At 50.8% G+C, this 26,372-nt stretch carries 26 protein-coding genes; 7 read left to right on the forward strand and 19 right to left on the reverse strand.

Annotation, left to right across the window (positions count from 1 at the left end):
* The first annotated feature begins 124 nt into the window (after window positions 1-124).
* The 5 genes from F608_RS0102000 (at window position 125) to F608_RS0102020 (ending at window position 5,005) form a co-directional block, all read left to right on the forward strand.
* Entirely contained in the window at window positions 125-382 is a 258-nt protein-coding gene (locus tag F608_RS0102000; protein WP_022663935.1) for a glutaredoxin family protein, read from the forward strand.
* Window positions 382-711 (forward strand): ferredoxin-thioredoxin reductase catalytic domain-containing protein, encoded by a 330-nt coding sequence (locus F608_RS0102005; protein WP_022663936.1) that lies wholly within the window; start codon window positions 382-384, stop codon window positions 709-711. The genes F608_RS0102000 and F608_RS0102005 overlap by 1 nt, the downstream gene beginning before the upstream one ends.
* Before the next feature lie 77 nt (window positions 712-788).
* Window positions 789-1,970: a citrate/2-methylcitrate synthase gene (locus F608_RS0102010; protein ID WP_022663937.1), complete on the forward strand. Its 1,182-nt coding sequence runs from the start codon at window positions 789-791 to the stop codon at window positions 1,968-1,970.
* Window positions 1,971-2,078: 108 nt separating this feature from the next.
* On the forward strand, window positions 2,079-2,741 hold the full coding sequence (locus F608_RS0102015; RefSeq protein ID WP_022663938.1) for a rubredoxin-like domain-containing protein: 663 nt from the start codon (window positions 2,079-2,081) through the stop codon (window positions 2,739-2,741).
* A 41-nt stretch (window positions 2,742-2,782) separates the two neighbouring features.
* The gene (locus F608_RS0102020; protein ID WP_022663939.1) at window positions 2,783-5,005 is read left to right on the forward strand and encodes an NADP-dependent isocitrate dehydrogenase; all 2,223 of its coding nucleotides are present in this window, start codon (window positions 2,783-2,785) and stop codon (window positions 5,003-5,005) included.
* Between the two features lie 15 nt (window positions 5,006-5,020).
* Here the strand turns inward: F608_RS0102020 and F608_RS0102025 are convergent, their stop codons facing one another.
* From F608_RS0102025 to F608_RS0102050, 5 genes are all read right to left on the reverse strand, one after another.
* Window positions 5,021-5,707, reverse strand: coding sequence for a histidine kinase dimerization/phospho-acceptor domain-containing protein (locus F608_RS0102025; RefSeq protein ID WP_244154228.1), 687 nt, complete (start codon window positions 5,705-5,707; stop codon window positions 5,021-5,023).
* A gap of 156 nt (window positions 5,708-5,863) precedes the next feature.
* A complete protein-coding gene (locus tag F608_RS0102035; protein WP_022663942.1) occupies window positions 5,864-8,194 on the reverse strand; it encodes a methyl-accepting chemotaxis protein in 2,331 nt (776 codons plus the stop codon).
* Between the two features lie 40 nt (window positions 8,195-8,234).
* Window positions 8,235-8,747 (reverse strand): chemotaxis protein CheW, encoded by a 513-nt coding sequence (locus F608_RS0102040; protein WP_022663943.1) that lies wholly within the window; start codon window positions 8,745-8,747, stop codon window positions 8,235-8,237.
* Window positions 8,737-9,144 (reverse strand): hypothetical protein, encoded by a 408-nt coding sequence (locus F608_RS0102045; protein WP_022663944.1) that lies wholly within the window; start codon window positions 9,142-9,144, stop codon window positions 8,737-8,739. Before F608_RS0102045 ends, F608_RS0102040 begins: the two co-directional genes overlap by 11 nt.
* Before the next feature lie 224 nt (window positions 9,145-9,368).
* Window positions 9,369-10,793, reverse strand: a complete 1,425-nt coding sequence (locus F608_RS0102050) for a sigma-54-dependent transcriptional regulator (RefSeq protein ID WP_022663945.1) — start codon at window positions 10,791-10,793, stop codon at window positions 9,369-9,371.
* 343 nt (window positions 10,794-11,136) lie between these two features.
* On the opposite strand from F608_RS0102050, the gene F608_RS0102065 reads away from it, so the two are divergent.
* Window positions 11,137-12,366, forward strand: a complete 1,230-nt coding sequence (locus F608_RS0102065; RefSeq protein ID WP_022663948.1) for a DUF4388 domain-containing protein — start codon at window positions 11,137-11,139, stop codon at window positions 12,364-12,366.
* A 21-nt stretch (window positions 12,367-12,387) separates the two neighbouring features.
* On the opposite strand, the gene F608_RS0102070 is transcribed toward F608_RS0102065, so the two are convergent.
* The 11 genes from F608_RS0102070 to F608_RS0102120 form a co-directional block, all read right to left on the reverse strand.
* Window positions 12,388-12,663 carry a hypothetical protein gene (locus F608_RS0102070; protein WP_022663949.1) on the reverse strand — a complete coding sequence of 92 codons (276 nt, stop codon included), beginning with the start codon at window positions 12,661-12,663 and terminating at the stop codon, window positions 12,388-12,390.
* A 9-nt stretch (window positions 12,664-12,672) separates the two neighbouring features.
* On the reverse strand, window positions 12,673-13,008 hold the full coding sequence (locus F608_RS0102075; protein WP_022663950.1) for a roadblock/LC7 domain-containing protein: 336 nt from the start codon (window positions 13,006-13,008) through the stop codon (window positions 12,673-12,675).
* Window positions 13,005-13,508 (reverse strand): hypothetical protein, encoded by a 504-nt coding sequence (locus tag F608_RS0102080; RefSeq protein WP_022663951.1) that lies wholly within the window; start codon window positions 13,506-13,508, stop codon window positions 13,005-13,007. The genes F608_RS0102075 and F608_RS0102080 overlap by 4 nt, the downstream gene beginning before the upstream one ends.
* Before the next feature lies 1 nt (window position 13,509).
* Window positions 13,510-15,201 (reverse strand): hypothetical protein, encoded by a 1,692-nt coding sequence (locus F608_RS0102085; RefSeq protein WP_022663952.1) that lies wholly within the window; start codon window positions 15,199-15,201, stop codon window positions 13,510-13,512.
* Window positions 15,202-15,211: 10 nt separating this feature from the next.
* Window positions 15,212-15,817, reverse strand: a complete 606-nt coding sequence (locus F608_RS0102090) for a GTP-binding protein (protein ID WP_022663953.1) — start codon at window positions 15,815-15,817, stop codon at window positions 15,212-15,214.
* Between the two features lie 72 nt (window positions 15,818-15,889).
* Window positions 15,890-16,276, reverse strand: coding sequence for a roadblock/LC7 domain-containing protein (locus F608_RS0102095; RefSeq protein WP_022663954.1), 387 nt, complete (start codon window positions 16,274-16,276; stop codon window positions 15,890-15,892).
* 60 nt (window positions 16,277-16,336) lie between these two features.
* Window positions 16,337-17,128 carry an exodeoxyribonuclease III gene (locus F608_RS0102100; protein ID WP_022663955.1) on the reverse strand — a complete coding sequence of 264 codons (792 nt, stop codon included), beginning with the start codon at window positions 17,126-17,128 and terminating at the stop codon, window positions 16,337-16,339.
* A 51-nt stretch (window positions 17,129-17,179) separates the two neighbouring features.
* Window positions 17,180-17,860 carry an acetate--CoA ligase family protein gene (locus tag F608_RS0102105; protein WP_022663956.1) on the reverse strand — a complete coding sequence of 227 codons (681 nt, stop codon included), beginning with the start codon at window positions 17,858-17,860 and terminating at the stop codon, window positions 17,180-17,182.
* Between the two features lie 25 nt (window positions 17,861-17,885).
* Window positions 17,886-19,253 (reverse strand): CoA-binding protein, encoded by a 1,368-nt coding sequence (locus F608_RS0102110; protein WP_027362381.1) that lies wholly within the window; start codon window positions 19,251-19,253, stop codon window positions 17,886-17,888.
* A gap of 311 nt (window positions 19,254-19,564) precedes the next feature.
* Entirely contained in the window at window positions 19,565-20,026 is a 462-nt protein-coding gene (locus tag F608_RS0102115; RefSeq protein WP_022663958.1) for a ferritin family protein, read from the reverse strand.
* A gap of 137 nt (window positions 20,027-20,163) precedes the next feature.
* The gene (locus F608_RS0102120; RefSeq protein WP_022663959.1) at window positions 20,164-21,093 is read right to left on the reverse strand and encodes a TIGR01777 family oxidoreductase; all 930 of its coding nucleotides are present in this window, start codon (window positions 21,091-21,093) and stop codon (window positions 20,164-20,166) included.
* 279 nt (window positions 21,094-21,372) lie between these two features.
* Between F608_RS0102120 and F608_RS0102125 the strand changes: the two genes are divergently transcribed.
* Window positions 21,373-22,698, forward strand: coding sequence for an MFS transporter (locus F608_RS0102125; RefSeq protein WP_051148536.1), 1,326 nt, complete (start codon window positions 21,373-21,375; stop codon window positions 22,696-22,698).
* Window positions 22,699-22,708: 10 nt separating this feature from the next.
* On the opposite strand, the gene F608_RS0102130 is transcribed toward F608_RS0102125, so the two are convergent.
* The 3 genes from F608_RS0102130 to F608_RS0102145 form a co-directional block, all read right to left on the reverse strand.
* Window positions 22,709-23,671 (reverse strand): DMT family transporter, encoded by a 963-nt coding sequence (locus tag F608_RS0102130; protein ID WP_022663961.1) that lies wholly within the window; start codon window positions 23,669-23,671, stop codon window positions 22,709-22,711.
* Between the two features lie 444 nt (window positions 23,672-24,115).
* Window positions 24,116-24,946 carry a helix-turn-helix domain-containing protein gene (locus F608_RS0102135; protein ID WP_022663962.1) on the reverse strand — a complete coding sequence of 277 codons (831 nt, stop codon included), beginning with the start codon at window positions 24,944-24,946 and terminating at the stop codon, window positions 24,116-24,118.
* 392 nt (window positions 24,947-25,338) lie between these two features.
* Entirely contained in the window at window positions 25,339-26,172 is an 834-nt protein-coding gene (locus F608_RS0102145; protein WP_161626806.1) for an alpha/beta fold hydrolase, read from the reverse strand.
* Between the last annotated feature and the right edge of the window lie 200 nt (window positions 26,173-26,372).

The following is a 26,372-nucleotide window of genomic DNA, read 5'->3' on the forward strand; positions in this document are numbered from 1 at the left end:
ACCGGGGTTTACTTTGCCTCTAAAATCTGGCATAGAATGTGCAGTATCAAAATAGCCGAATCTTCAAAATCCGGTGTCTTTGAAAATGAAACATCCACCCAATCCTTTAAAGTGAGGAGAAGACATGGCAAAGGACCAAAACATACTATATGCCCTAAGCACTTGCAGCCATTGTAAATCAACCAAGAAGCTCCTGTCCGAATGCGAAGTCGAATATGAGTACATCGAAGTAGACGACCTGGAAGGAGAGGAACGCAAAGCCATTCTGGAGGATATCAAAGAGTTGAATCCCAGGTGTTCCTTCCCCACCATTAAAATAAACGAGAAGGTAATTGTCGGATTTAAGGAAAAAGAAATCAAGGAGGCCCTGGGTATAAAATAATGGATATCAACAAATTGTACGAGATGCTGAAAAAGACCAATGAAGCCAAACAGATCTATTTCAACAAGGACAGGGACCTTGTGTTTGAGCTGCTGGAGTCCCTGGTTTTAAACAAAGAGCGATACGGATACATGGCCTGCCCGTGCCGCCTGGCCTGCGGGGACAAAGACAGAGATAAGGACATTATCTGTCCCTGTGATTACAGGGCCCCGGACCTGGAAGAATTCGGGGCCTGCTTCTGCGGGCTTTACATATCCCAGGCCCTGAACGACAACAAGATTCAATCGGAGTACGTGCCCGAGCGCAGGCCCCCTGAAAAGATATTTTAACGGGGTCTTCCCGGCAATATATAAATGACTCTTTTCGTTCATTGATAATCGTCAACTTTTAAATCCAGGAGGTGACTATGGATGAGTGTTTACCCCTTAAAAATACAGGACTGAGAGGCGTGGATATTGCCAGTTCCAAGATCTGCGATGTCCAGGGAAAACAGGGGAAACTGATCTACCGGGGGTTCCTGGTGGAAGATCTGGCAAAAAACGCCACCTTTGAAGAGGTCTGCTTTCTCCTGCTCTACGAGAGACTTCCCCAAAAAGAGGAACTTGAAGAGTTTCAGCAAAGCCTGAAGCAGAAAAGAGAAGTTCCTGAAAGCCTCTACTCCTTTTTAAAAATTCTTCCCCATGACATGAATCCCATGGATGTGCTCCAGGCCGCCGTCCCTCTGCTGGGAAGCAATGACAAGACCCTGGACCTGGAACCCAACCTTGAAAACGCCCTGCACAGCGCTGAAAATCTCATTGCCGGCATTGCCACCATTGTTGCGGCCTGGGACAGGATCAGAAACAACAAGGATGTGGTCTATCCGGACAATGACCTGAGTCATGCCGCTAATTTTCTATACATGCTCAAGGGGGAAAAGCCTGACCCGGAAACAACAAGGTTTTTCGATGCCGGCCTGGTTCTCCATGCCGAGCATTCATTCAATGCATCCACATTTACGGCAAGGCAGGTGGCCTCCACAAAGGCCCATATGTACGCGGCCCTGTCCGCAGCCCTGGGCTCCCTTTCAGGCGCCCTCCACGGAGGTGCCAATGTCCGGGTCATGAAAATGCTCAAGGAAATCAATTCCCCGGATAAAATTGACGACTATATCCAAAAGACCCTTGAATCCGGCGGACTGATCATGGGGCTGGGCCATGCCGTCTACCAGACCGACGACCCCAGGGCCATTGTGCTTGCCCCCATGAGCAAAAGAATGGGGGAGATTGCCGGCCAGCCCCAGTGGTACGAACTCTCCCGGGAGCTTGAGGTGAAAGCCAAGAAGGCTTTCATGGATAAAAAGCAGAGACAGATTTACTGCAACGTGGATTTTTATTCCGCATCCCTTTTCCATGCCATGGGCATTGCCACGGACCTGTTCACCCCCCTGTTCGCCATCTCAAGAACCAGCGGCTGGGCTGCCCATGTCATAGAGGAGCAGTTTGCCATGGCCGCGCCAAAGCCCTCCCTTTACCGCCCGGGAGCCGATTATGTGGGGGAGTATTGCGGGCCGGATGAGTGTGTCTGGACGGATATGGAAAATCGATGAGCCAGTCAAAGGGCAGAAGCTTTTTGAATTGCTATTTTCCGCTTTTGCCTTTAGACTTTTGGCTTTGAGCTTTTACCGAAACTATAGATTAAGGATAAAAATACGATTATGAAAATCTGGCAGTGTACGGTTTGCGGATATATCCACCGGGGAGACGAGCCCCCTGAAAAATGCCCGGTCTGTGGTGTCCCGGCAAGTAAATTCAAGGAAATCGACGAGGCTGATATCCCGGAAAAAACGCCGAAACCGAGAAAACCCCGTCCGGCCGAACCGGCTCAAGCTGAAAAAGGAAAAACCGCTCCCCCGCCTGAGCCGGAACCCGTGGTCGAGGAAACCGGTCTGGAAAAGGTGAAATCCATTCTGGTCAAACACCATGCCCACCCGGTGTCGGTGCACTCTCCCAACGGACTTCTGCCGGTTGTTTTTCTCCTGTGGTTCGGGGCCTGGATCTTTGGGAACGAATTGCTGTCCAAGGCCGCTTTTATCAACCTGATCTTTGTGGTTCTATCCCTTCCCATTGTTCTGGCCACGGGAATATTTGAATGGCAGAAAAAATACAACGGAGCCATGACCCTGATCTTTAAGATCAAAATCACGGCAGCCGTCCTGACCACGACATCGGCGGTCATCGGCCTGGTCTGGTACCTCATAGATCCTGGAGTGATCCATTCTCCCAAGGCATGGGTATTTATTCTCCTCAACCTGGTCATGCTGGCCGCCGCCGGCATTGCCGGCCACATCGGCGGGAAGCTGGTGTTCAAGGACCTGTAGGACAATTGATAATTGACAATTAAAGAAGTGGACCTTTATATATGCAGAAAATCATCTGGACAAAAACCGACGAGGCCCCTGCCCTGGCAGGTTATTCCCTTCTCCCCATCGTTAGATCTTTTTTACGGGAGGCCGGCATTGAAATCGATCTCTTTGATATCTCCCTTGCCGGCAGGATCCTTGCCGCTTTTCCCCATTGCCTGACCCGGGACCAGCAGGTCCCGGATCATCTGGAAGAACTGGGCCGGCGGGTAAAACTGGACAGGACCAACATCATCAAACTGCCCAATATCAGCGCCTCCATCCCCCAGCTCCAGGCGGCAATAAAGGAACTCCAGGAAAAAGGATACAAGATTCCCGACTATCCCCCGGCCCCGGAGACTTCAGAACAAAAGGAGATTCAGACCCGGTATGCAAAGGTCCTGGGCTCTGCGGTCAACCCGGTTTTACGGGAAGGCAACTCAGACCGGCGGGCCCCGGTTTCCGTAAAATCCTTTGCCAGAAAAAATCCCCATAAGATGATGAAAGCCTGGCCGGACTCAGGCTCCGGGGCACGGGTGGCCCATATGACGGAAAAGGATTTTTTCGGCACCGAAACCTCCCTCACCCTGGACCGGCCGTGCACGGTCCGGATCGAATTCAAGGCCCTGGACGGAGAAACAACCCTCCTAAAAAAGGATCTTTCCCTTACAGAGGGAGAGGTGGTGGACACGGCGGTCATGAACATTAAGGCACTGCGGGATTTTTATGCCCGGGAAATGGACAATGCCAAAAAAGAGGGGGGACTGCTTTCCCTTCACTTAAAGGCCACCATGATGAAGGTTTCCGACCCCATCATGTTCGGCCACTGCGTTTCCGTATTTTTCAGGGATGTCCTGGAAAAGCACGCCACTGCCCTGGAATCGGTGGGAGCCAATGTCAACAACGGGCTGGCCGATATCCTCGACAAGCTCAAGGCCCTTCCCCGGGAAACCCGGGAGGAAATCCAAAGGGAGATCCAGGCCGTTTATGAGCAGAGGCCGGACCTTGCCATGGTGGATTCAGACAAGGGAATCACCAACCTCCATCTGCCCAACAACGTCATCGTGGATGCCTCCATGCCCAATATCATCCGGGACGGCGGCCGGATGTGGAACCGGGACGGAAAGCTCCAGGATACCGTAGCCATGATTCCGGACCGGAGCTATGCAACCATGTACCAGGCTGTCATTGAAGACTGCAAGGCCCACGGCCAGTTTGATCCGGCCTCCATGGGCAGCGTGTCCAACGTTGGGCTCATGGCCAAAAAGGCCGAGGAATACGGATCCCACGATAAGACCTTTGAGGCAGAGGCCAAGGGCACCATCCAAATCGTGGATGAACAAGGCAGATGCCTGCTTTCCCAGGAGGTGGATCAGGGGGATATCTTCCGCATGTGCCAGACCCGGGATATCGCTCTCCAGGACTGGGTAAGACTGGGGATTGCCAGGGCCAAGGCCACGGACAGTCCGGCCGTGTTCTGGCTGGACCCGGAACGGGGCCATGACCGGGAAATCAGGAAAAAGGTGCTGGAATTTCTGCCTAAGCATGACAAGACAGGGCTGGATATAAGGCTCCTGCCGCCGGACAAGGCCATGGCATTCACCCTGGAGCGGGTCCGGAGAGGCGAAGACACCATTTCCGTTACCGGCAATGTGCTCAGGGACTATCTGACCGATCTTTTTCCCATCCTGGAGCTGGGAACCAGTTCCAGGATGCTCTCCATTGTTCCCCTTCTCAAGGGCGGCGGTCTCTTTGAAACCGGTGCCGGCGGTTCAGCTCCCAAACATGTGGATCAGTTTTTAAAAGAAGGTCACTTAAGATGGGACTCCCTGGGTGAATACTGCGCCCTGGTTCCCTCCCTGGAACTGGCAGCCAATGCCGATAAAAACGAAAAAGCCGGGATCCTGGCCCGGGCCCTGGACCGGGCCATCGGGAACTACCTGGAACAGGGGAAAACCCCCTCTCGGAAAGTCAATGAACCGGACAACCGGGGGGCCAGCTTTTATATCGCCCTGTTCTGGGCAGAGGCCCTGGCCGGCCAGTCCGATGACCAGGATATGAAAAGAAAATTTTCCGGGGTGGCTCAACAGCTCAGGGAAAATGAGACCCGGATTGCCAAAGAGCTGTTGGAGGCCCAGGGAGAGCCTGTGGATATCGGAGGATACTTTCAGCCCGATCCCGCAAAAACAGAAAGCCGGATGCGGCCGAGCCAAATCCTGAATAAGATAATTGACGGTTTATAACCAGGGGGCTCTAACTTAATTTAATTGTTCAATTTTATCGGAAGCAGCGCCAATATCCAAAATCTCAGAGTTAAGGTATTCTTTGGTTTTATATTGGGTAGCCTTCATCAGCTTCCGGGTAATTCCCCCCATCCGTTCTGCTTGGTCCCTTATTTTGAGAATGCTTGATTTCCGGACATTTCCCTCGGCAAGTTCATCCATCACCAGTTCAGAAAAGCCGAGTATCACCATCAAGGGCTGGTTCATTTCATGACAGACCGCGCCGGCGGTCTGGATTACCGCAGACAATTTTTCTTTTTCCAGTATGGCCTGCTCATGTTTTTTGGTACCTGTCACATCTTCAATGGACAACAAAACAACATCATCTCCACGGAGTACCAGAGGCTGGGTTGTAATCCTCAGATGCCTTTGTTCATGGGGCTGAAACACCATGGTGGTTTCCACCATATGATGGCCCTGCCTCTTTTCCAGGGTATCTTGCAGGGTTGCCCTCAGTTTACACTTGAGACAGGCCTTTCCATACCCGCATCCTTCAGGGGCATTCTTATGATGGATACAGCCCAGGGCTTCCCCGCCCACGACACCGATCAATCGGGAATCCTCTTTGTTCACAAAAAGGCGGGCAGCTTTATTGACCAGGACCAGCCTCTGATTTTTATCCAGTACTGCAATGGCAAGGGGAAGCCCGTTTATGATTTCCAACAGACCTTCCCTTGTGTAAAATTTCGATTCACTCCTTATATTCTCTGCCTTATCTGCCGTCATTTTTCTATGCTCCGGATAAAACGGATTTGGATCCGGGGATGTAAATATCGGATAATATTCACATCCCCGGGCCTGGGTTGGGTCCTGAAATCCTTAAAAGTCTTTGAAATCTTCATCCTCATCAAAGGGAATTACCTGATCCGGGCGAACCTCTTTTGGGTTATGGTCCAGCATCTTTGATTTGGAACCTGGTTTCTGTTTTGCAGATAGGGTCTTGACCGGACCATGGGATTTAAAACGTCCGGTTTGGGTTTCCCTTCCGGTGACCAGCTTGACCAGGTCGTCCACATACTCTTTGAGCTGTTCCGCCTGGGCGCTCATCTCTTCGGAGGCCGAGGCGGATTCCTCGGCATTGGCCGCATTCTGCTGGACAACCCGGTCCATCTCTATGATCGCGTTATTCACCTGTTCAATCCCATTGGACTGTTCGGTTGACGCTTCGGAAATCTCGGATACAAGCCCCCCGACTTTTGATGTGCTTTCCGCTACTTTTGAAAAAGCCTCATTTGTAGAAGAGACAAGCTCGGATCCGTCATTCACTTTTTTAACGGTTCCCTCGATGAGTTCGGCCGTATCCTTTGCCGCCGCAGCCGCCCTCATGGCAAGGTTCCTAACTTCATCCGCCACAACGGCAAATCCGGCGCCGGCTTCTCCGGCCCGGGCCGCTTCTACGGCTGCGTTGAGTGCGAGAAGATTGGTCTGGAATGCGATTTCATCAATGGTTTTTATAATTTTTGATGTTTCTTCACTGGCCTTTGAAATATCTTCCATGGATTGGGTCAGATGACTCATTGAGGTGTTTGCCTCATTCACGACCCGATTGGCCTCCTGCATTAATCCGTCGGCATTGCCTGCATTTTCCGCATTCTTTTTGGTCATGGAAGACATCTCTTCCATGGAAGAGGAGGTTTCCTCAATGGATGCGGCCTGTTCAGAGGCACCCTCGGCCATGGACTGGCTGGAAGATGAAACCTGTCCGGAAGCCGAGGCCACCTGGCCGGCCCCTTCATTTAATCCTGCAATAATTCTGTTGACCGGTCTGGTAATGCTCCGGGTGATGAAAAAGGCAGCCAGGATACCGACGGCCAATGCCCCGATCAGTCCGATCATCATGATCGTTGACGCAGTGGAAAGGGCATCAACCGCCCCCCTGGCAATCCGGTTGGTTGCCTCCATACCGGCATCCGCCGTGGTTTTGCAGGCGGTGATAACCGTTTTCCCGGCTTCCTCACGTTTCTTGCCCAATGCTTCATTTGCCATCCAGTTCTCAAGAAAGACGATCATGGCCTCTTTGTAAGTGCTGCTGGCGGAATGGACATCCTCAATGGTCTTTAAATCCTCTTCCAGATGAGTAATTTTTTTCAATTCTTCAAATTTCTCATCGATTTTCGGGAAATTCTCCAATGCATGGTTCATCACCCCAGGACTTCTCAGGGCCTGTGATTTGAATGCCCCTATCCGTGTTGCATTCCCAAGGTCAATAATATCATTGACCAGGGTGATTTTTTCATTTCTTTCCAGCATATCTTTGGTGAGCTTTTCCTGCTGGCCTTCCAAAAATTCGTCACAGTTTGCCACATAAATTGAAGCATTGTCATCCATCTGTTTTCTATACTTGTTCAGCAGACCGGATTGGGCCAGACTGCCTTTTTTAAATTGGACTGCAAACGCCTTCATGGCGTTCTGGTATTCTTTGGCTGCTTTTTGTGTGGCATTGATTCTCTGGATATCCTCCTTTGCCCGGGAGATCTCTCTGAGTCCCTCCAGGGGTTCATGAATGTCGTTGAGTCTTTCAATTGCTTTTTCCAAAAGCAGGGGATCATTGAGAGCCTGGGCTTTGAAGTTGTTAACCCTTACAAAGGAACCCATCTCTACCAGGTTGGATACCAGCTTGATTTTCTGCTGGCGCTCTTCCAGGTCTGTTTTCAATTTTTCATTCTGCCCATTCAAAAATTCTGCGGAATTTTTCATATATTTTGCAGCGGAACTGTCCAATGTTTTTCTATTGGCGTCCATTTTTGCATTTACTTCAATGGTTTCCTGCATCAGGTTTTTGTATTCTCCAACCGCCTGGGCAGCGATCCCAATCTTGGCTTTCAATTTTTTCAGGTTTGGAGATTTTTCCTCAAGATCCCTGGCTTTCTGCAATGCCGTTTCAACCGCCTTCACCTCTGCCAGGGCTTTTTCGTAAAATTTCTTGTCTTCCGTAAGCCCGTATCCCCTCATCTCATACATGACCCGGTTGGCCGCACCGCGGAGTTCATTGGCGATATCCACTTCCGGGACATACTCATGGGCAAGCATGGCACTCTGGGTTTCAACCCCTCCCATCCGCCAGATCGCCATCAGCCCCAGGGCACCGGCAATGATAATCAATAATGCAAACCCCATGGCAATCTTAGCCCCCAAACTCAAACTTTTCATCTTTAAATCTCCTTTATTTTGCTTTAAAAATTTAATATTTCTAGGAAACTTTTTCTATTGCTGTAATTTCTTTTGCGGATAACACCCGGTCTATGTTGAGTAAAATTTTAACGCCCCCTTCCATCTTGGCCATGCCCAGAATATAGTGGGTGTCCAGCCGGGTTCCGAATGTGGGGGTCTCTTCGATATCATCTTCTTTGATGTTTAAAACCTCGGAAACAGAGTCCACCACTATTCCGATAAGAACGGTTGCCGCTTGCACATCAATTTCAACAACGATGATGCAGGTCCTCTCGTTGTAAGGAATGGATTCCATATCAAATTTGGATCTAAGATCGATCACCGGGATGACTTTTCCCCGGAGATTGATAACACCTTTTACAAAGGCGGGAGTTCTGGGCACCGCAGTAATCGGCATCATCCCGATAATCTCCTTTACCTTCAGGATACCGATCCCGTACTCTTCCCGGCCAAGTGAGAATGTCAGGTACTTGCCGGCTTTAACCCTTGTGGCTTTTACAGCCTGATCTATTGCATTGATTTCATCCGTCATTCTTTTTCCCTCTTTTTATTTTAATTGCCATTTTTTCCATGACCTGAAAGACGTCTGTGTAGTCATCTTTGATATAACTGATGTATCTGGGGTAGAGATCCAGACTCTTCTGCATGCCCTTCACGCCACTTTCATCAAGAATCAATATGATATCGTGATCTTTCAGAATTTGAAGCAGTTGAAGGATCTTTTCCAATTCTCTGTTGTCCCGGATCAGGATCAGAATAATCCCCAGGCCGAAAAGCATTCCCAGGATACCATCGGAAAAAGCCTTGATGGTGCTGCAGTGAACTATTTCCGCTCCTGAAGTCAGCCGGATAAGGGAGTCTTTAATTTTTTTCAAATGGCTGTCCACCCTTGAAGAGAAAAGGAGAATTGGGATTTTTTCATCGATCATCTTTGCGCATCGCCTTTAAAAGGAGTCATGCCATTTGTACTACAAGTCCTGTACCACAGTCGTCACAAAGCTGTAACTTTGCTTTTTTGTGATTAATAACAAACAGTTAGAATGAAAAAATGAATAAAAAAAGGAAAGGGGGAATCTTATCGGATCTCTAAAATGAAATGATACTTGTTTCCACTCCGGGATTTGTCCCGAAAATGAAACAGAAATGAAAGGGGTCAGCCGACCTGATGTTTCTTCAGTTTCCGGTATAAAACCGTCCGGGACAGGCCGGAACGTTCTAGCATCATTTGAATATCGCCGCCGGTATCGGCAAATAATGATTTCAGGTATTCTTGTTCTGTTTTTTCAATGAAGTCCCTATATACCATGGCGTGCAGGCCAGCCCTGTCATCTTTATCATTCAACGGCGGGGCTGAATTTTGTTTTTCAACAGATGCCCTTGCGATCTGGGCCCTGATCTGCCGGGGAAGGTGAACTGCAAATAATTTTTCTCCAAGCTGGGCCGAGGTTACACTGGTTTCGACTGCATTGATGAGTTCCCGCACATTTCCGGGCCAGTCGTACTTTTCCAATGCATCGAGAAAATCAGAGGCCATCTCTTTTACGGGTTTATGATGGTGATCACAACTGGTCTGAATCTGGGACAATGCGATCTGGTGGATGTCCTGTTTCCGCTCCCTGAGCGGCGGCAGGTTTAAGACAAATGTCTTTAACCGATAGAGCAGATCCCTCCGGAATCGATTCTTTGACACCATTTGGTCAAGATCCTTGTTGGTGGCACAGATCACTCTGAAATCACTTTCAACCTCTTCTTCACTTCCAACGGGCCGGAATTTTTTTTCCTGAAGAACACGCAGAAAAGAAGATTGTATGGATTCCGGGAGTTCACCGACTTCATCCAAAAACAGAGTTCCGCCGTTGGCAAGGGTGATCAATCCCTTTCTCATTTTGTCGGCTCCGGTGAAGGCACCTTTTTCATGACCGAACAAAACGCTTTCAATAAAATTTTCAGACAAAATACTGCAGTCAACCACGATAAAACGGCCGTTTCGTCTTGCACTCCTGTCATGGATGGCCTTGGCAAACAATTCCTTGCCTGTGCCGGTCTCCCCGGTGATCAATACATTGGCATCACTGGTCACGATTTGCGCGGATTGTGCCAGGCATTGCTGAATGGCTTTGCTGGTGCCGATAATATCGGGAACTTCAAATACCGCATGATCCATGGTTTGCCTTTTTTGTTCCTGATATTCCAAGGCCCGGATGACATGAAGTTTCAAATCCTTTAAAGATAAAGGTTTTCGAAGATAATCCCAGGCCCCGCTTTCAATGGCCAGACCGGCCCCGTCCGCATCGGTGTACGCAGTCATGATGATGACCAGGGGCGGAAAATCCCTGTCGATGATTTGGGGAATGCTGTCGATCCCGTTCCCGTCAGGCAGATTTACGTCAAGTAAAACAATATCAAAATCACCTTGGGCCAGTCTCCCAAGCCCATCCTCCAAGGTAAACGAAACCTCAGCCGGAATCTCCATCCTTCCCAGAATGGCGGATATTGTTTTTACAACACCTTCGTCATCATCTATGATTAAAACCGTGTGCATTGATTTGATTTTCCCATGAAGTCTTTTCAGGTTCATCCGCTACTCTTTGCAGTCTAATGGACAGATCCGGGTTTGAAAAGGATTTGTTTATAAAAAATCCTTTATCCGGAATGGAACGGCAAGCCATCCGGCCGGAGACATGCGGACCGGATCTGTAAAGTTCTGCCCAAGAGACTCTGACCGGGCTGCCCGGGACGGCAACCACAGTCCCCCCTGCCTGTCTGCAGCCCGGGCCGGTGGAATCTGAATCTTATCATGGCGTGGAGGTTGCCGGTTTCCCGATTGTATTGGGGTAAATAATATGGCATAATGGGAGATTAAGAATTTTGATTTTACGAATGGATCCGGTTCAGGAAACCATGATAAGGAAAAGGATGTCATGAATCTTCAGGGAGATTTTGAAGGGTTAACACTTGCCAGCATTCTCCAGCTTTTATGCAATGATCAGAAAACCGGTATCCTGGCCGTCACCCGGGAAAATGAAGAGAGCCGGGTCTTTTTTGACCAGGGAACAATTGTATATGCAACCTCTTCCATGAAGCATGCCAGGCTTGGATTTCTTCTGCGCACCGACGGAATTCTCTCTTCCCAGCAGCTCCAGAAGTGTCTCTCCTTTGCCAAAGGAGAAAAGGTTCACCTTGGAAAAGTCCTGGTCGAAAAGGGGTATATCTCCCTGGACACCTTGAAAAAATACAATACCAAACAGGTGGAGACCATCCTCTACGATCTGCTTTTCTGGGAAAAGGGGAAATTTGAATACAAGGATGCCCGCCTGAATCTGAAAAACATGATCGTTACCCAGCTCAACCCCATGAAGCTGATCCTTGAGGCTTCCAGAAGGATTGACGAGCTGTCGGTCTTTAAAAAGGTCATTCCCAGCGACAAAGTCGTCTTCAGGATGTCCGGAAAGGTCCAGAGCAAGGATGAGATCAAACTCAACGCCAATGAATGGAGGGTTCTCTCCCTGATTGACGGGTCCCGCTCGGTACGCCAGGTGGTCACGGAATCCGGGTATGACGAATTTGCCGTCTATAAGATATTCTTTTCGGTGATCTCCTCCGGACTTATTGAACAGAAAGATGAGATCAGCCTCGGCAACGGGGAGGAAGGCAGCAGCCTGTCCGGCATCATCACCGTATTCAACGACGTTCTCCAGTCCGTCAGGAAAAATATTGCCGAAGAATTGGGGGAGAGGACCCTTTCCCTTTTCCAGGAAAGCAAATCAGAACTTGGGGAACCTCTGAAAACGATATTTGAGCATTTCAACATCGATAAGCCCAAAGACGACAATTTCCAGGCGGTTGAGACGGCTTTGAAAACCATGGACGAGATCAAACACCCCAAAGAACTGATCATTGCCGGATTTATCGAGTACTGCGGACAGGTGTTAAAAAGGGTGGGAGAGATCCTGGGGAACCAGCCCCTGGGTAAAATTCTTGCAGAGATTGAAAACGTATTGGGGTATGTCCAGAAATACCAGGCCGGATCAAAGGACAAGGACAGAATCGTCAATGATATGAGGATCCTGATTGAAGGGATCCGCTCCCAGTTCAACCGGGGCAAGGGGCAGAACAAATCCAGGAAGGGGAAATTTTCCCTGTTCTCCTGATCGCCCAATTATAAATCGGCGTTATGAATCGGCGACCTTGGCCCCCCCATATGCCAGAAAGGAAAGGGCTGCCGTGCGGAAAAGGGCCCGGGCAATATCCAGAATTTCCTTGTCCAGGAAGGGCTGCAGTATAACGACATAATCGGCGATAAACAACAGGCAGACCGTGACCAGGATAAGATTGACCACTGTTCCTACTTTTCCCCCGGCATACTTGGAACGGGCCTTGTTAAAAACAAAGATAATAATCAGATATATTACCAGGGTGAAAACAGATATAATCATTTGTGCGGTCATGGTCCCTCCCTATTTACCTCTTTGACCCGAAACTGCGTTGAGAAATTCCGCTAGAGCGCGTACCATTTCATCATCCTCAACACCTCTTTGTTTTATCACCCCGAGATACCCATTGCCAACAGGAAAAATAAAAATATTTTCCTGATTTTCCCGTAAAAAGACAACTTGCCTGAACTTGGTTTTTCCCACCTCATACAGGGGCCGGGTACAGGAAACGACCATCCGGGCAAATTGTTCGGGATTCCGGGTATCCTGGGCCAGGATATTTCCCTCTGGGTCCACCCAGATGTATTGATCCACGCCCCTGACTTCGGCGACGGCTGAAATTCCCTGTCCCCCGCTCATGAATTTTCCCTATCCGGGCCGGGAACCGGAGATGACTCGGCAAGGCCCGGGATGAGTCCGCAAAGTTCCCGGGACAGGGACGGGGTCCGTGAGACAATGACCAGAAAAAAGCCGGCCCTAATCTGGTGGACAATGAAATATTTCTCTGCAATCCGGATCTGCATGCCGTGGACATCGGAAAAGGCCAAAAGGCTTTGGGAATAAGCCCGGGAGAACTCCCTGCCCAGGGTATTGAGATCTGCCTGCTTCAGTATGGCCGGCATCCGGGACAAAAGAATTCCCCTTTGACTGTGGTATAAAAAGAGGCCGATAACTTCAGGAAAAGAAAGCATTTCTTTACATATGCTTTCGGATTTTTCCAGGAAGGCGTGCTCCGGCCAGGGAAGAGGATAGGAATTTAAATAATTGCATTCCCGGCATGTAAACCGGGCCCTTCCTCCCTCCAGGCCGGAAAGGTCCACATGGTTTTTTTCTCCGCAATCTTCACAAAAGAGAATCATTTTATCTGCTGAACCCTGATTTTATTCTGGCCCAGAACCCCTTGGGCTTGGGAACCTCTGGTTCAGCGCCCCTTGTTTCCTCTTCCACGGGGTGGAGTTCCAATTCAGGTTCTGGAATATCTTCTTTTCCGGAATCATGGATATGCCGGGCAAGACCGCTGATGATCTCCAATAGAGCGCACTTGTCCGGATCCCCCTGCCAGAGATCGGCCAGACGGGAAATATCCTCTTTCACTGCCTCATGGGAATCCTCCCGGGCCAGCCCGGCCGGAAAGGAGAGGCCGGCCTTGAGTCGATCCAACCCCGTTGGTTTCACATCCCCGGTTTCCTCGTTTTCCCTGTAGATTTCATCCTCATGCTTAAAGGGAACAATGGATTCAGGATCCTCCTCCGGGACCGGGCCGGGTTCCCGAACCTCTTTTGTCTCCGGTCCGGGTCCGGGCCGGGTCTCATCCTGAAACAGGCCCGGTTCCATGTCTGCGCTTTCCGGCTCCCGGATATCTTCTCCAGGCCTGACCATTTGCACATCCTCTGGCACATCCTCTGGCACATCCTGGGCCCCATCCTGGCTGAAGAATTCATCCAGCCGGTTATCGATTTCCGATATGGGCTCCCGGTCATCCCTCTGGGGCGTAAAGACCTTTACCCCCTCCTGCTCTTCCCGGCCGGGACCGGTTCCGAACATCCCTTTGGCGTGTTCCTGCCCGGGACCGTGAATGTCCGCCAGATGGATGGCATCCAGAAGCTCGTCCGCAGGGGATTCCTTGGCCGTAAAAAGCTCTCCCATGACATCCCTTGGTTCTTGATCCGTCTCTTTCTTATGGGACAGGGCCGGAGTCAGATCTTCCATATCCTCCTCCCCTTCTGAAAAAACGATGTCCTGGTCTGAAAGTTCATTCAGGGGGGCCAGGGTCCCGGGTGAGGAAGAGACTTTCACATGGGACAGGGCCGGAGCAAGTTCCTCGGCAAAAGATTCCTCTTCAGAGGCCGGCCTTCCTGTTTGACTGATTTCCCGCTTAAAATCACCAAAGGCGCGGATATCGGCCTCTATCATCTCTTTTTTTTCGGTCATGGACATGGACGGTGTCTGGACCATGCGTTCATAATCTGTAAAAACCCGGCGGAGCAGGCCAATGGAATCCCTGTGGGAATCTGCCTTGTTCTTGGCCACATACCCCACCAGGCTCTGCATGATCTTTAAAAAAGAAAAATGGATTTTCTGGGATTTTAACTTTCCAATCAGCCGGTTGATCACCCGGGTAAAGCCTGTCAGGGTGATGTCTGAAATTTCCCAGTCAATGGAAAGGATCACGGCCTTGAGTTCCTCTATTTCCTCTTCCGTGACCTGGGGGGGGGAAGCGATGGCCGCTTTGAGAGTCCTGAACGAGCGGACAGCCTGCTCCTGTATCCCCCTGGCCTGGTCCGGGGAAAGATCCGGCTTCCGGACCAGGCTCTCCAATTGCCCGGCCAGACCTTCCAGCACCCCCAGGGTATCTGGGTGGGCCTGATCCATTCTGGATCCCAGATATTTTCCCATGGACTGCATCATCTTCAAAATGGAGGCCGCCGGAGGATTTTCCATGACCCGGGTTTCCAGATCCCGGACCTGTTTCTGGAATTCATTGACCTTGTCGTCCCGAATCCCGGATTCCATTGAACCGATAATCTGCCTGAGTTTCTCAAGTGAGTCCAAAACAACCTCCTTAGAACATCTGATCCTGAATGGATCCCAGGGTAGTGGATATGATCTTTTTCAAAGTGGGAATGACATTCCCTCCGGTTAAGGCACTTGCCTCAAAAGCCGGCACTTTTAACAGCCCGTTCAGATCCTTCTGCAGGATCTGTGAAGAGAGGATGGGGATATTTGATTTTCTTAAATCGATCTTGTTGTACTGCATGACCAGGGGCATTTTAAACAGATCAAGGTTGTAGGTTTCCAAATTCTCATAGAGCTGGTTTAAAGATTCGATATTCTTTTTCCTCTGATCTTTCTGGACATCGGCCACAAAAACGATCCCATCCACCCCCCGCAGGACCAGCCTTCTCGTGGCATTGTATTTGACCTGCCCCGGGACTGTATACAATTGGATGGTGACCTCAAAGCCCTTGATCCGGCCCACGTCAAAGGGAAGAAAATCAAAAAAAAGGGTCCTGTCGTCATGGGTTTTAAGACTGACCATCTCTGTCTTGATCTGATCGCGGTATTTGCTGTTGATATATTCCAGGTTGGTGGTTTTGCCCCCCCTTCCCGGACCATAGTAGACGATTTTAACTTGAACTTCTTTGGATTTTACATTGATGAGCGCCAATTTCGTCCCCCTTTACGGACAGGATCAGACCTTTGGCCGCGTTTTTTCCCAAGGCCTGATATGGAAAATAGATCAACCCTTGGCAAGGGCTTGATTTATTTTTTTAATAACCTCAGCGACTTTCAGTCTCACCATTCCCAGGGAAGTCTCTTTCCCAAACATGGAGATCAGCAGGGTGTCCTCATTTACTTTGCTGAAATGGATGCTCGAGTTTTCCCCCTTGTGAAACAACAGGGAAAATTCAGGCTCCCCCACAAGCTTGGCCATGGCGTCCACGGCAGCGAAATTTCCCGCGGCAAGGGCCGCAAAAGCCGTAGAATCCAGCCGGGTCTTCCCGCTGGAATGTTTGGCTATGGCATTCCCGCTCATATCCATATAAATGACATGGTCGATCCCTGCGGAGATCAGATGAGTTTGAATCGCCTGGTCTATTGCGTTTAGTTGATTTTCATTAAACATGATTGAATGTTACTCCAAACCCGTTAATTGTGCAATATACCCGGTCCAAGTTTTTAGATCTCAAAGAGAAATCTCAATCCCCACGGGGCAGTGATCCGAGCCGAAAATATCGTTGTCGATGAAGGCGGAACGTATCCTGCCCTGATCCACCATGTCCCGGGTCACGAAAAAATAATCAATGCGCCACCCGGCATTGTTCTTCCTTGCACTGAACCGGTAAGACCACCAGGAATATTTAACGGTCTCCGGATGGAGGTGGCGGAAGGTATCCACATAGCCTTCATCGATCATCCGGTCCAGAATATCCCTCTCTATCCTCAGAAACCCGGACCGTTTGGAATTGGGCCCGGGATTCTTCAGGTCGATCTCATTGTGGGCCGTATTAAAATCCCCGGTGATGACCAGGCTTTTTCCGTCCCTTCGAAGCTGATCCGCATAATCGAGGAAAAAATCGTAAAAATCGAGCTTGTACTTGAGCCGTTCATCGCTCATCTGGCCATTGGGAAAATAGATATTGAAGAGGATGAAATCCTGAAAATCCATCTGTATGATCCGGCCTTCCTGATCAAATTCAGGCCTTGAAAAACAGGTTTTCACCTGAACGGGTCTGAGTTTTGAATAGGAGGCCACGCCTGAATATCCTTTTTTTACGGTGGAGTAGGCCCAAAAGGACTGGTAGGAATCCAGATGGATCATCTCATCGGTTCTCTGGTCTTCCTGGAGCTTGGTCTCCTGGAGCATGAGAATGTCCGGATCCAGGGCCCGGACACTTTTAATGAAATCCTTTTTCATGACCGCCCTTAACCCGTTCACATTCCAGGATACCAGTTTCAATCGTTTCTTTTCATTCATCACAATTCCTATACCGTAAAATTCCAGTCCACAATTTAAAAATCTAAAATCTCACTTCAAGATGATCCGGGCATCGGCAATGATGCACTTTTCTCCGGTGCAGATCACCGGGTTCAGGTCCACGGATTCAATCTCATGTTCAAGCTCAATGATCAGACAGGAAAAGGCCTCCATCATCCGGGTCAGAGCCTCCATATTCACCCCCTGCCCTCCCCGGTGGCCCAGAACAAGATCCCTGGCCTTTAGGGATTCCACCATGGAAACCACATCTCCGGGTTTTAAGGGGGCCATTCTTACGGCCGTGTCCCTGTAAACTTCCACGGCCGTTCCGCCCAGGCCGAATACCACCACCGGCCCGAACTGAAAATCGTTTTTTGCCCCGATAATCAATTCAATACCCATGACCATTTCCTCGATGAGAACCTTTTCGCACCCGTCAAGGGCAAGGAGCCTCTCCATTTCCCTTTTCAGGTGATCTTTGGAGGCAATCCCGGTCACCACGGCCCGGTGTTCTGTCTTGTGAAGGATCTTTTTGGAAACCGCCTTGGCCGCCACCGGACAGCCGGCCCGGTCAAGGAAGTGCCCGGCCGCCTCAATGGAATCGGTCAGGATGAAATCCGGAATATCCAGCCCCGCAAGCCTCATCAATGCCTTGGCATCGGGCTCCAGTACCCAGCCGGTTTCCCGGGAGTTCTCGATGATCTGTCTGCTCAGTTTTTTCAACATGGTCATTGGTTTTTCCCTCCCACAACGGGGATTAAATCCTCCGGCACCGTTTCAGGGCCTTGGCCATGAACACGGCACCGTCCACGGAAGATGCCACAGGGATATTGTTCAGTTCAAAGCCTTCGATGATGATCTTATACTTATCCTCATTGGGCACATAGGCGATCAGGGGCTTGCCCTCGTTCCTGGCCACCTGGCTCAGTTTGGCGCCGATATCGGCCGATATCAGCGGAGAATAGGGAAGGAGCAGGGCAATGATACAATCCACACTATCGTCCCGGGACAGGTGTGTTGCCGCCACCAGGATATCACGGTCCCGGCAGCTCCCGGTGAGATCCAGGGGATTGTCCAGGGAAACGATTCCCTGGATCTCCGGGGAGAGTTCTTCCCGGATGATCTTCTTGGTCTCTTCTTTGATTTCAGGAACATCCACCCCGTGAAGCTCACAGGCATCGGCCGCCACCACACCGTGTCCTCCGCTCAGGGTGATAATCCCGGCCCTGCCGCTGATTCCCTTGGGATAGCAGCTTAGGGACTCGCAGAATGAGGTCAGTTCATATTCGTTGTCTGCCTCGGCCACGCAATGCTGCTTCATGATCTCCGAAAAAACCCGGTAATCCCCTGCCAGGGATGCGGTATGGGAGGAGGCCGCTGCCATGCCCCTTGTGCTTTTGCCGGCCTTGAGAACCACCACCGGCTTGGAGCATTGTTCGGCCATTTTGACGAATTCCCGGCCCTCCCCCCTGCCAAAGCCTTCGATGTAAAAGGCAATCACCTTTGTCCCCAGGTCCTGATCCAGGTATTGGAGCATCTCATTCTCCCGGATGCAGGCCTTGTTCCCGATGCTCACGGCCAGGGAAATCCCGATGCCCTGGCCTGCGAATTTCACCATCTGATCCACCAGGACCCCGCCGCTCTGGCTGATAAATCCGATGTTTCCCTTTTCCGGACGGATCAGCCTTTCGCCGGGGAGGAAAAAGGTGTCCACATAGTCCGGGGAGTAAACCCCCAGGCAATTGGGCCCCACAAAGGGGAATCCGGCTTCCCCGGCTATCCGGGTCACCCGGTCCTGGATCTCCTGGTTTCCGGATTCGGCAAAGCCTCCGGATATGATCACGGCCCCGCCCACACCACTTTGGATGCACTCTTCCACAACCTTTGGAACGAACTCGGCCCGCACCGCAATCACGGCCATATCGATTTTTTCCCCGATCTGCTCCACACTTTCATAGAGCCGCTCCCGGTGGATGAACCCTCCCCTGGGATTCACGGGAAAGGTCTTCACCGGATACCTCAGGTGATTTTTGCTGTAAATGACATTGGCAGGATGATCATCCTGTGTTGTGGACACGCCGATCACAGCCATGGTGGAGGGTCTGAACAGGCAGTTTAGATCCATTTTCATACCTCTTAAGGAAGCGAGAACAGCTATCAGCGGGAGCATCATCTGCCCCTCGCATCTTCATTTATATTCGGCCGTTCCTATACGGCAATTTAGTAAAGGAATTCCTATAAAGAAAACCCTGGGACGGCAAATCGAATATCAGGCCATCGAAAAATTTTAATGGAAACTCCGCGCTTGGATGGCTCACAGGGGAGTTTTTGCTCACATATCTGCCCATACAGGCGAAAAGAAATCTGGAACCGGAGTGTTCTGCGGTTCCAGATTTCTGCAGCAACGCCGTTGACGGGTGAAGATTAAAGATCAGACTAGTTGTCCTGGTCGGCCAGGTAGTCGTCGTACATGGACTCCAGGGCAAGCTTGTGCTTGGACTCTTCCTGGACCAGAATCCGGAAAACCTTTTTGGCCTCTTCCACGTCGGTCTGGTTTTCGAGTGAGGAATAGAGCTTTACCGCCTTTTCCTCCCTTTTCATGGCAAGTTTGAGGATTTCAGGCATGGGCATGCCCTCTTTGTATTCAGTCTCCACCATGTAATCACTGATCTTTAGATCGGTTACCGGTTTAAACTCATAGGAATCAATCTTTTCTTTATTGCCTGAAATATCGGAAAGAAGAACCACATGCTTTTGTTCTTCCTGGGCAAACCTTTGAAAGGTCTCCTTAAGGGAGTTCCGGGTGGCTTCCTTGGCCAGGGAGGTGTAGAATTCAACCGCCTCTTTTTCCTTGTCAATGGCAAATTCCAATATTTCATCGATAGATTTAAATTCCATGCTTACTCTCCTTTTCTTGGTGTTTTATCTGTATTCACTATTTTCAATACGCCTGCATTCCTATGCCATTCAACATGGCTGATTCATAAGACACTTTTCGATTTAAACAGCAAATTTTATACCATATTCATGGAGATTTACAAACCATTTTCCCGGAAGCGCTTATCTAAAATATCGGCAAGGGCCGATTCCACATCCTGAAACAAAAATTCATACCCGGCTTCCTCCAGGTTCCCGGGCCGGGCCCGCTGACTCTGGAGGAGGGATGCGCCCAGCTCTCCCATGATGGTTTTCACCACAAAGGCAGGGGCCGGCATGAATGCCGGCCGGTTCAGAACCCGTCCCAGGGAGCGGGCAAACTCTTTTTGACGGACAGGCCTGGGCCCGGTAAAGTTGAACACCCCTTCAAGCTCCTTTTCCTCAATGATAAAGGCCACGGCCACGGCAAGATCTTTCATATGAATCCAGGGGAACCATTGCCGGCCGCCTCCCAGGGGACCTCCTGCAAAGAACTTGAAGGCCGGCAGCATGGTGGCCAGGGCTCCGCCGTTTTTCCCCAGAACCACCCCGAACCTCATGACCGCGGTTTTCACCCCCTTTTCCCTTGCCTGGATTCCCGCCCCTTCCCAGTTCCGGCAGACATCGGCCAGAAAACCGGTTCCCGGGGCAGTCTCTTCGGTGAGCAGATCATCCCCGCAGTCCCCGTAAATTCCCACGGCCGACGTGGTCAGAAGTTTCCGGGTTTGCCCCTTTTCAAGGGCGCTGACGATATTTTGGGTGGTCTTTATCCGGGAGTCATGGATGGCCTGCTTGTACTTTGGGGTCCAGTACTTGAATATGCTCCTGCCGGCCAGGTTGATGATGATGTCTGCCCCGGCAGCATGGGCCTGCCATTCTCCTTCCAGGGTGGTGTCTGCACTGACCCAGGTGAACTGGGGGGATTCTTCAGATAAAAAATGGGTTTTCGAGGTTCCCAGGCCAGTCACGGAATATCCCCTGTCCAGAAAAATCCTGGACAGATATTGCCCCACAAAACCGGATGCGCCTGTGATGAGTACTTTCTCCATAACGGTCTCCTTTTGAATAGGCCTCTGTCTGAAAAATGATGCCGGAGCACTCCCCTTAAATAGAACCAAAGATAAGCATGATTGTCAAAACGACAAGAGATGAAGGGCCTTGCCGCCCTCCCCCGGGGGGAGGATAAACCACGGGCGAATCCGACGCAAACTGCGTTTCTTCCTTGATCTAACCCCGGTGGTATGACATAGATGCCTGGAAGGAAAACATGGGAGGGGAACAATTGCCGGGCCAAGGTAATGGGTAAACTGCTGACTTATTTTGGGAGAATGCTAGAATTGGAATCCTTTGAAAACAACAGACTCAATACTCCGCCCATGTCCCTGGCCTGGCTGATCTGGGGGCTGGGAGCGATGTTCTACCTGGTGGGATTTTTCCAGAGGGTGGCCCCGGCCGTCATGACCCAGGAACTCATGCGCGATTTTCAGATCTCGGCCTCCGGGCTGGGCCATCTGTCCGGTCTTTATTTTTATTCCTATGTGTCCATGCAGATCCCCACGGGGATCCTTGCAGATACCCTGGGCCCCAGAAAGCTCTTATCTGCCGGATGCCTGGCTGCAGGCATGGGCACCCTTTTATTCTCCATGTCTTCGGGATTTTTTGCCGCAGGACTTGGCCGCCTTCTCATCGGAGCCTCGGTGGCCGTTGCCTTTGTAGGGCTTCTCAAATTGTCCTCTTCATGGTTTCCCAAAAACTTTTACGGATTTGTGGCCGGGAATGCCATTTCCATAGGCCTTATCGGTGCGGTTACGGCAGGCCCGCCCCTGAGGTTTCTGATGGATACTTTTTCCTGGCGTCCGGTCATCGTTTCCTCGGGGATCATCACGATCCTGCTGGGAGCCCTGATCTGGTTTGTGGTCAGGGACTATCCCCGGGAAAAAGGGTATTCGGATTTTATTGCCGTGGGGACCGGCCCCCAATCCTCCCCTTCAGACAGCTTCCGAAACAATTTCATCAAAGCACTCCGGTTCAGGAACACCTGGCTGCTCTTTATCATCCCCGGAGGCATCGTAGGAAATATTCTCACCTTTTCCGGCCTGTGGGGGGTCCCCTACCTGGTCTCCCACCACGGCCTGACCCCGGGAAGAGCCGCCTCCCTGACCTCTGTCCTGCTCATCGGATGGGCCCTGGGAAGCCCCTTTTTCGGATGGATGTCCGATGTCCTGGGAAAAAGAAAACCCCTCTATATTGCCGGATGTGTGCTGACCGCTGTTGGATGGTCCCTGATCCTGTTCCGGGAAGACCTGTCCATGCTTCAGCTGATCCTGATCCTGTCAATGACCGGGTTTTGTTCAGGATCCATGATTATCAGCTTTGCCTTTGCCAAGGAGAGTGTTCCCCTGACCCTGTCCGGAACCATTTCCGGACTGACCAACATGGGATCCATGATGGGACCGACCCTGCTCCAGCCCCTGGTGGGCCGGATACTCGATGCCCGGTGGAGCGGTCAGATGGCAGAGGGTGTCAGAAGTTATTCCCTTGAGGCCTATGAGACCGGATTCATCCCCATGATCGTGTGGATCCTTTTGTCTGTCCTGCTTTTATTCTTCACAAAAGAGACCCATTGCCGGCAGATGACACTCATTGAGTCCTAGCCCGGATGGATTATGCCGTCTTCTTGCCCAGGGAATCTCGGGCCTTTGTTTTCGGGGTCCTCTGGCTGATGATCACCCCTGCTGCAACCATGACGGCCGCCCCGGACTGTCCAAGGGAAAGGGTCTCTCCCAGAATTGTCCAGCCAAAGATCACGGCCGCCACCGGAACCAGATTGATAAACACGGATGCCCGGGCCGCCGGAATCCGGCTCATGGCCCAGTTGTAAAGGCCGAATGCCCCCAGGGAGGCAAATAATCCCAGAAACCCGAGGGAGAGCAGAAGGTTCCCTGTAAAGACCGCCCGGGGGCAAGCCATGAGATGGCCGATCCCCGGAGAGAAGAAGAGAACCCCGGCCAAAAACTGCATGCCCGAGAGGGTCCAGGGATTATACCGGCTGCTCAATTGTTTGACGATCACCATGCTTCCGGCCGCACATCCCATGCCCAGAAATTCCAAAATATTTCCCCAGAAGGGGTTGTCCCCGGGATGACTTCCCTCCCCTAAAAGGGTCAGGAGGGCCACCCCGGCCACGGAAATGATCAGCCCTGCAATGGTCCGCCGGGAAATGGATTCCGACAAAAAAAGCCAGGCCCCGATACCCACCAGAAGGGGAACCGATGCAGAGATTACCCCGGCCTGGGAGGATGTGGTCAATTTCAGAGCATTGGACTCAAATAGGAAGTAGAGGCAGGGCTGAAGAAGGACCATGGGCAAAAGAAGTTTTAAGTCCCCTCTGAGATACTTGTCCGGCTTCAGCCGCCCGGCAAAGGGAAGCATGGCCAGGCAGGCAATGGCCATGCGGCAGAACATCACCGCCTGGGGATGGAGGACCTTGACGCTTACCCTCATGGCCACAAAAGAACCGCCCCAGAACAGGACCGCCGCCAGCAGGGCCAGAATCGGCAATAGGTCATGCCGGGTGTCCAGGGACATTGAAATCGGGGTCTGTTTTTCTTGATCCAAAGCTGTCATTGTACAATCCTCTCCTGAACAGGCCCTGCCAGAGGGTCTGAAATCTCATCCATCTTAATGCCCTGCCCCGGGTCAATCATGCTCCAGGGACATGGCCTGCCGTTGTTCTGAAGATCATCCTATATTGGGACCGGATTGAAGTATTGCAGGATATTGCCATGCGCCCGATTTTGTTTACAATTTATAGCTGTTCCCAAAATAAAATTCCGATTCCTGCCGGGAGGAGCAAAGATTTTGCGCTCATTCTAGAAAATCATCCATGATTTTCTCCGAGGGGGGATCCCTTCTCCTGCGGCGTCCTGCCGCCCGAAGGAATCCAATCCGCGAAAACCTTCGCTCCTCCCTTAAGCCTGTGCAGAGTCAAAATAGAAGATAAAAATAAAGAACCCTATTTTTGAGAACAGATATAGAAGTAAAAAAACAGAACTTCAGGAGATTGCACTTTCAGGAGGCGGCCAGGGAAAGATACTGCCTGGGGGTGGCACCGAAATACCTGCGAAAGGTATTGGCGAAATGACTCTGATCGGAAAACCCGGTCTCCAGGGCGGCCTGGGCAGCCGGAGTCCCTTTGAGCAGGAGTTCCCTGCCCGCTTCAATCCGCTTCTGGATTCTGTAGAGATGGGGGGAGAGGCCCGTATCCTGCTTGAAAATTCTTAAAAAATGATACCGGCTCAAATCAACGCTTTGGGCAACCTCTTCCAGGGTCAGTTTCCTGTCCAGCTCGGCAGACAGGATCTCCCGGGCCCGGGATACCGGATGGCGCAGCAATTTTTTGTATTGAGATTGCCCGGCTCTGCCGTGGCAGGAGAAGAGGAAATGAAAGGCGGCCACCAGAAGGGCTTCTTTTTCAAGGCAATCCCTGCTGTGCATCAGGGTTCTGAAGACCTGGCGGAATAAGGCGGAAACCTGTTTTTCATGGACGATCCCGGTGGTAAATTCCGGCCAGGCAGCCGGGCCTGAATCCGACTCACCGGCCAGGTTTTTCATGGCTTCCAGGGTGATATAGCACATGAAATAGGTTACCGGTCCCTCATCCACCGGCACCCCTGAATGGATCTGGCCGGGATTGAGCAGGGTCACTTCGCCGGGCCCCACAACCGGGTCCGGGGCATCCCCCCGGAAGCAGAAGCTGGCGCCCGACTGCATGAGACCGACACCGTAAATTTTTTCATGGAAATGATCGGGAAACCTGTGATGGGAATTCTGAACCAGGCAGAGGTCAATCCCCGGCAGTTCCGGATCCCGAAAATAACTGACATTTGCTTTGGCCTTCATGTTTTTTAAATTACCCCTTTTTCCAGAAAAAGTATTGTAAAAAATTGCTGTTTTTGTCCGGGAATTTTCCCTTTGACTCCCATGGCAAAATATTGTATTTCATGGCGGTTTGTGCGTCATGTGGACTTGGACTGGAAATTTACGGAGCGAATACGGAGCAGAACAATGACAACATCACCTGCTATTCTTGTGGCACTCGGTCTTGGCGGATTTTTCACCGTCATCATGATCGGCCTGGCCGTGGCCATTAAAAAAAACATCATCTAAAAAACCGGCCTGATCCCCCGGTCCCCAGCGGGACCGGGGGTCCCCTCAATCAAAAAGCTCTTTTTAATCCGGATCTTGAATTTCCATGAACCTGAAGTCAAGCGGAAGAGCTGAGCAGCCCCGGGTCAACGGCCTTGTTTGGGACTGTTTTTATTCAGAAAATCAATCACAAATCCGTTGAACGTTTCTGGATTGTCCCGGTGCATTCCATGGGAGGCATTGCCAATGACTGCCCATTGGAAATTTCTTAAACAGCCCCGGAGTGTTTCATGCATCCTCCCGTAAATACGAGGACTGTTTTCTCCTGTGATGAGAAGAACAGGATTCTTTATTTTTTTCAGGTTTTCACAGTTGAGCGGCTCCTGTACGTCCCTGATCAGGCTTTTTAAAGATCCGGCGTTTTCTCTGCGAATTTGCCGGGCCGCTTCTGAGAATTTTTTCCAGGCACCCATTCTGCTTACCGAGTCTGTAAATAACTCCAGCCCTTTATCCAGGTCCCCTTTCTGAATCAGGTCGAGTGCTTTTCCAACGATACGATTCCGTCTTTCTATCTCTTCCATGCCTTCTGAATCATCCGAAAACAATTGAGCGAACGGGGCCGGATCCGCAAGGACAGCCGAATGAAAAAGGTCCGGATGAACCGTCATCATTTTCAAAACAACCGCTCCCCCGCGGGAATGCCCCACCAGATGCACAGGGCCCATATCAAGCGTTTTTATAAATCCGGATAAATCCTCGGCATGGTGACCAATGGAAACCGGACTTTCGTTCCCAAACTCTGAAGAACCGGGCCGCAGATTCAAAACAAGGGTTCTGTATTTTTTACTGAAGAACTCTGTTTGATTTTCCCAGGAACGGCAGTCGCCGAGAGAGCCGTGGATCCATATTACAGGGATCCCCTCCCCTTGGTCCAAATAGGTCATTTCATAGCCGTTAACGATAATTGACTTTAGATTCACAGGATCTGCCTCCCCCATAATCTGAGTTATTTTTTTTACGCTCACATGATCGCATTTTTTAACGCCCGGCGCTATTGTTTTCGGATTTGTTTAAACCGGCAGCAGACCCCTGTCCGCGGGACTTCGGGGTTCCCGGCCAATCCGCCTCGCGCTTTTTGTATCGGCTCGGTTTTATTGTGTGCGCCACGAAAAGGGTTGCC

The sequence above is a fragment of the Desulfospira joergensenii DSM 10085 genome (genome assembly GCF_000420085.1).
Taxonomy (GTDB): Bacteria; Desulfobacterota; Desulfobacteria; order Desulfobacterales; family Desulfobacteraceae; genus Desulfospira; species Desulfospira joergensenii.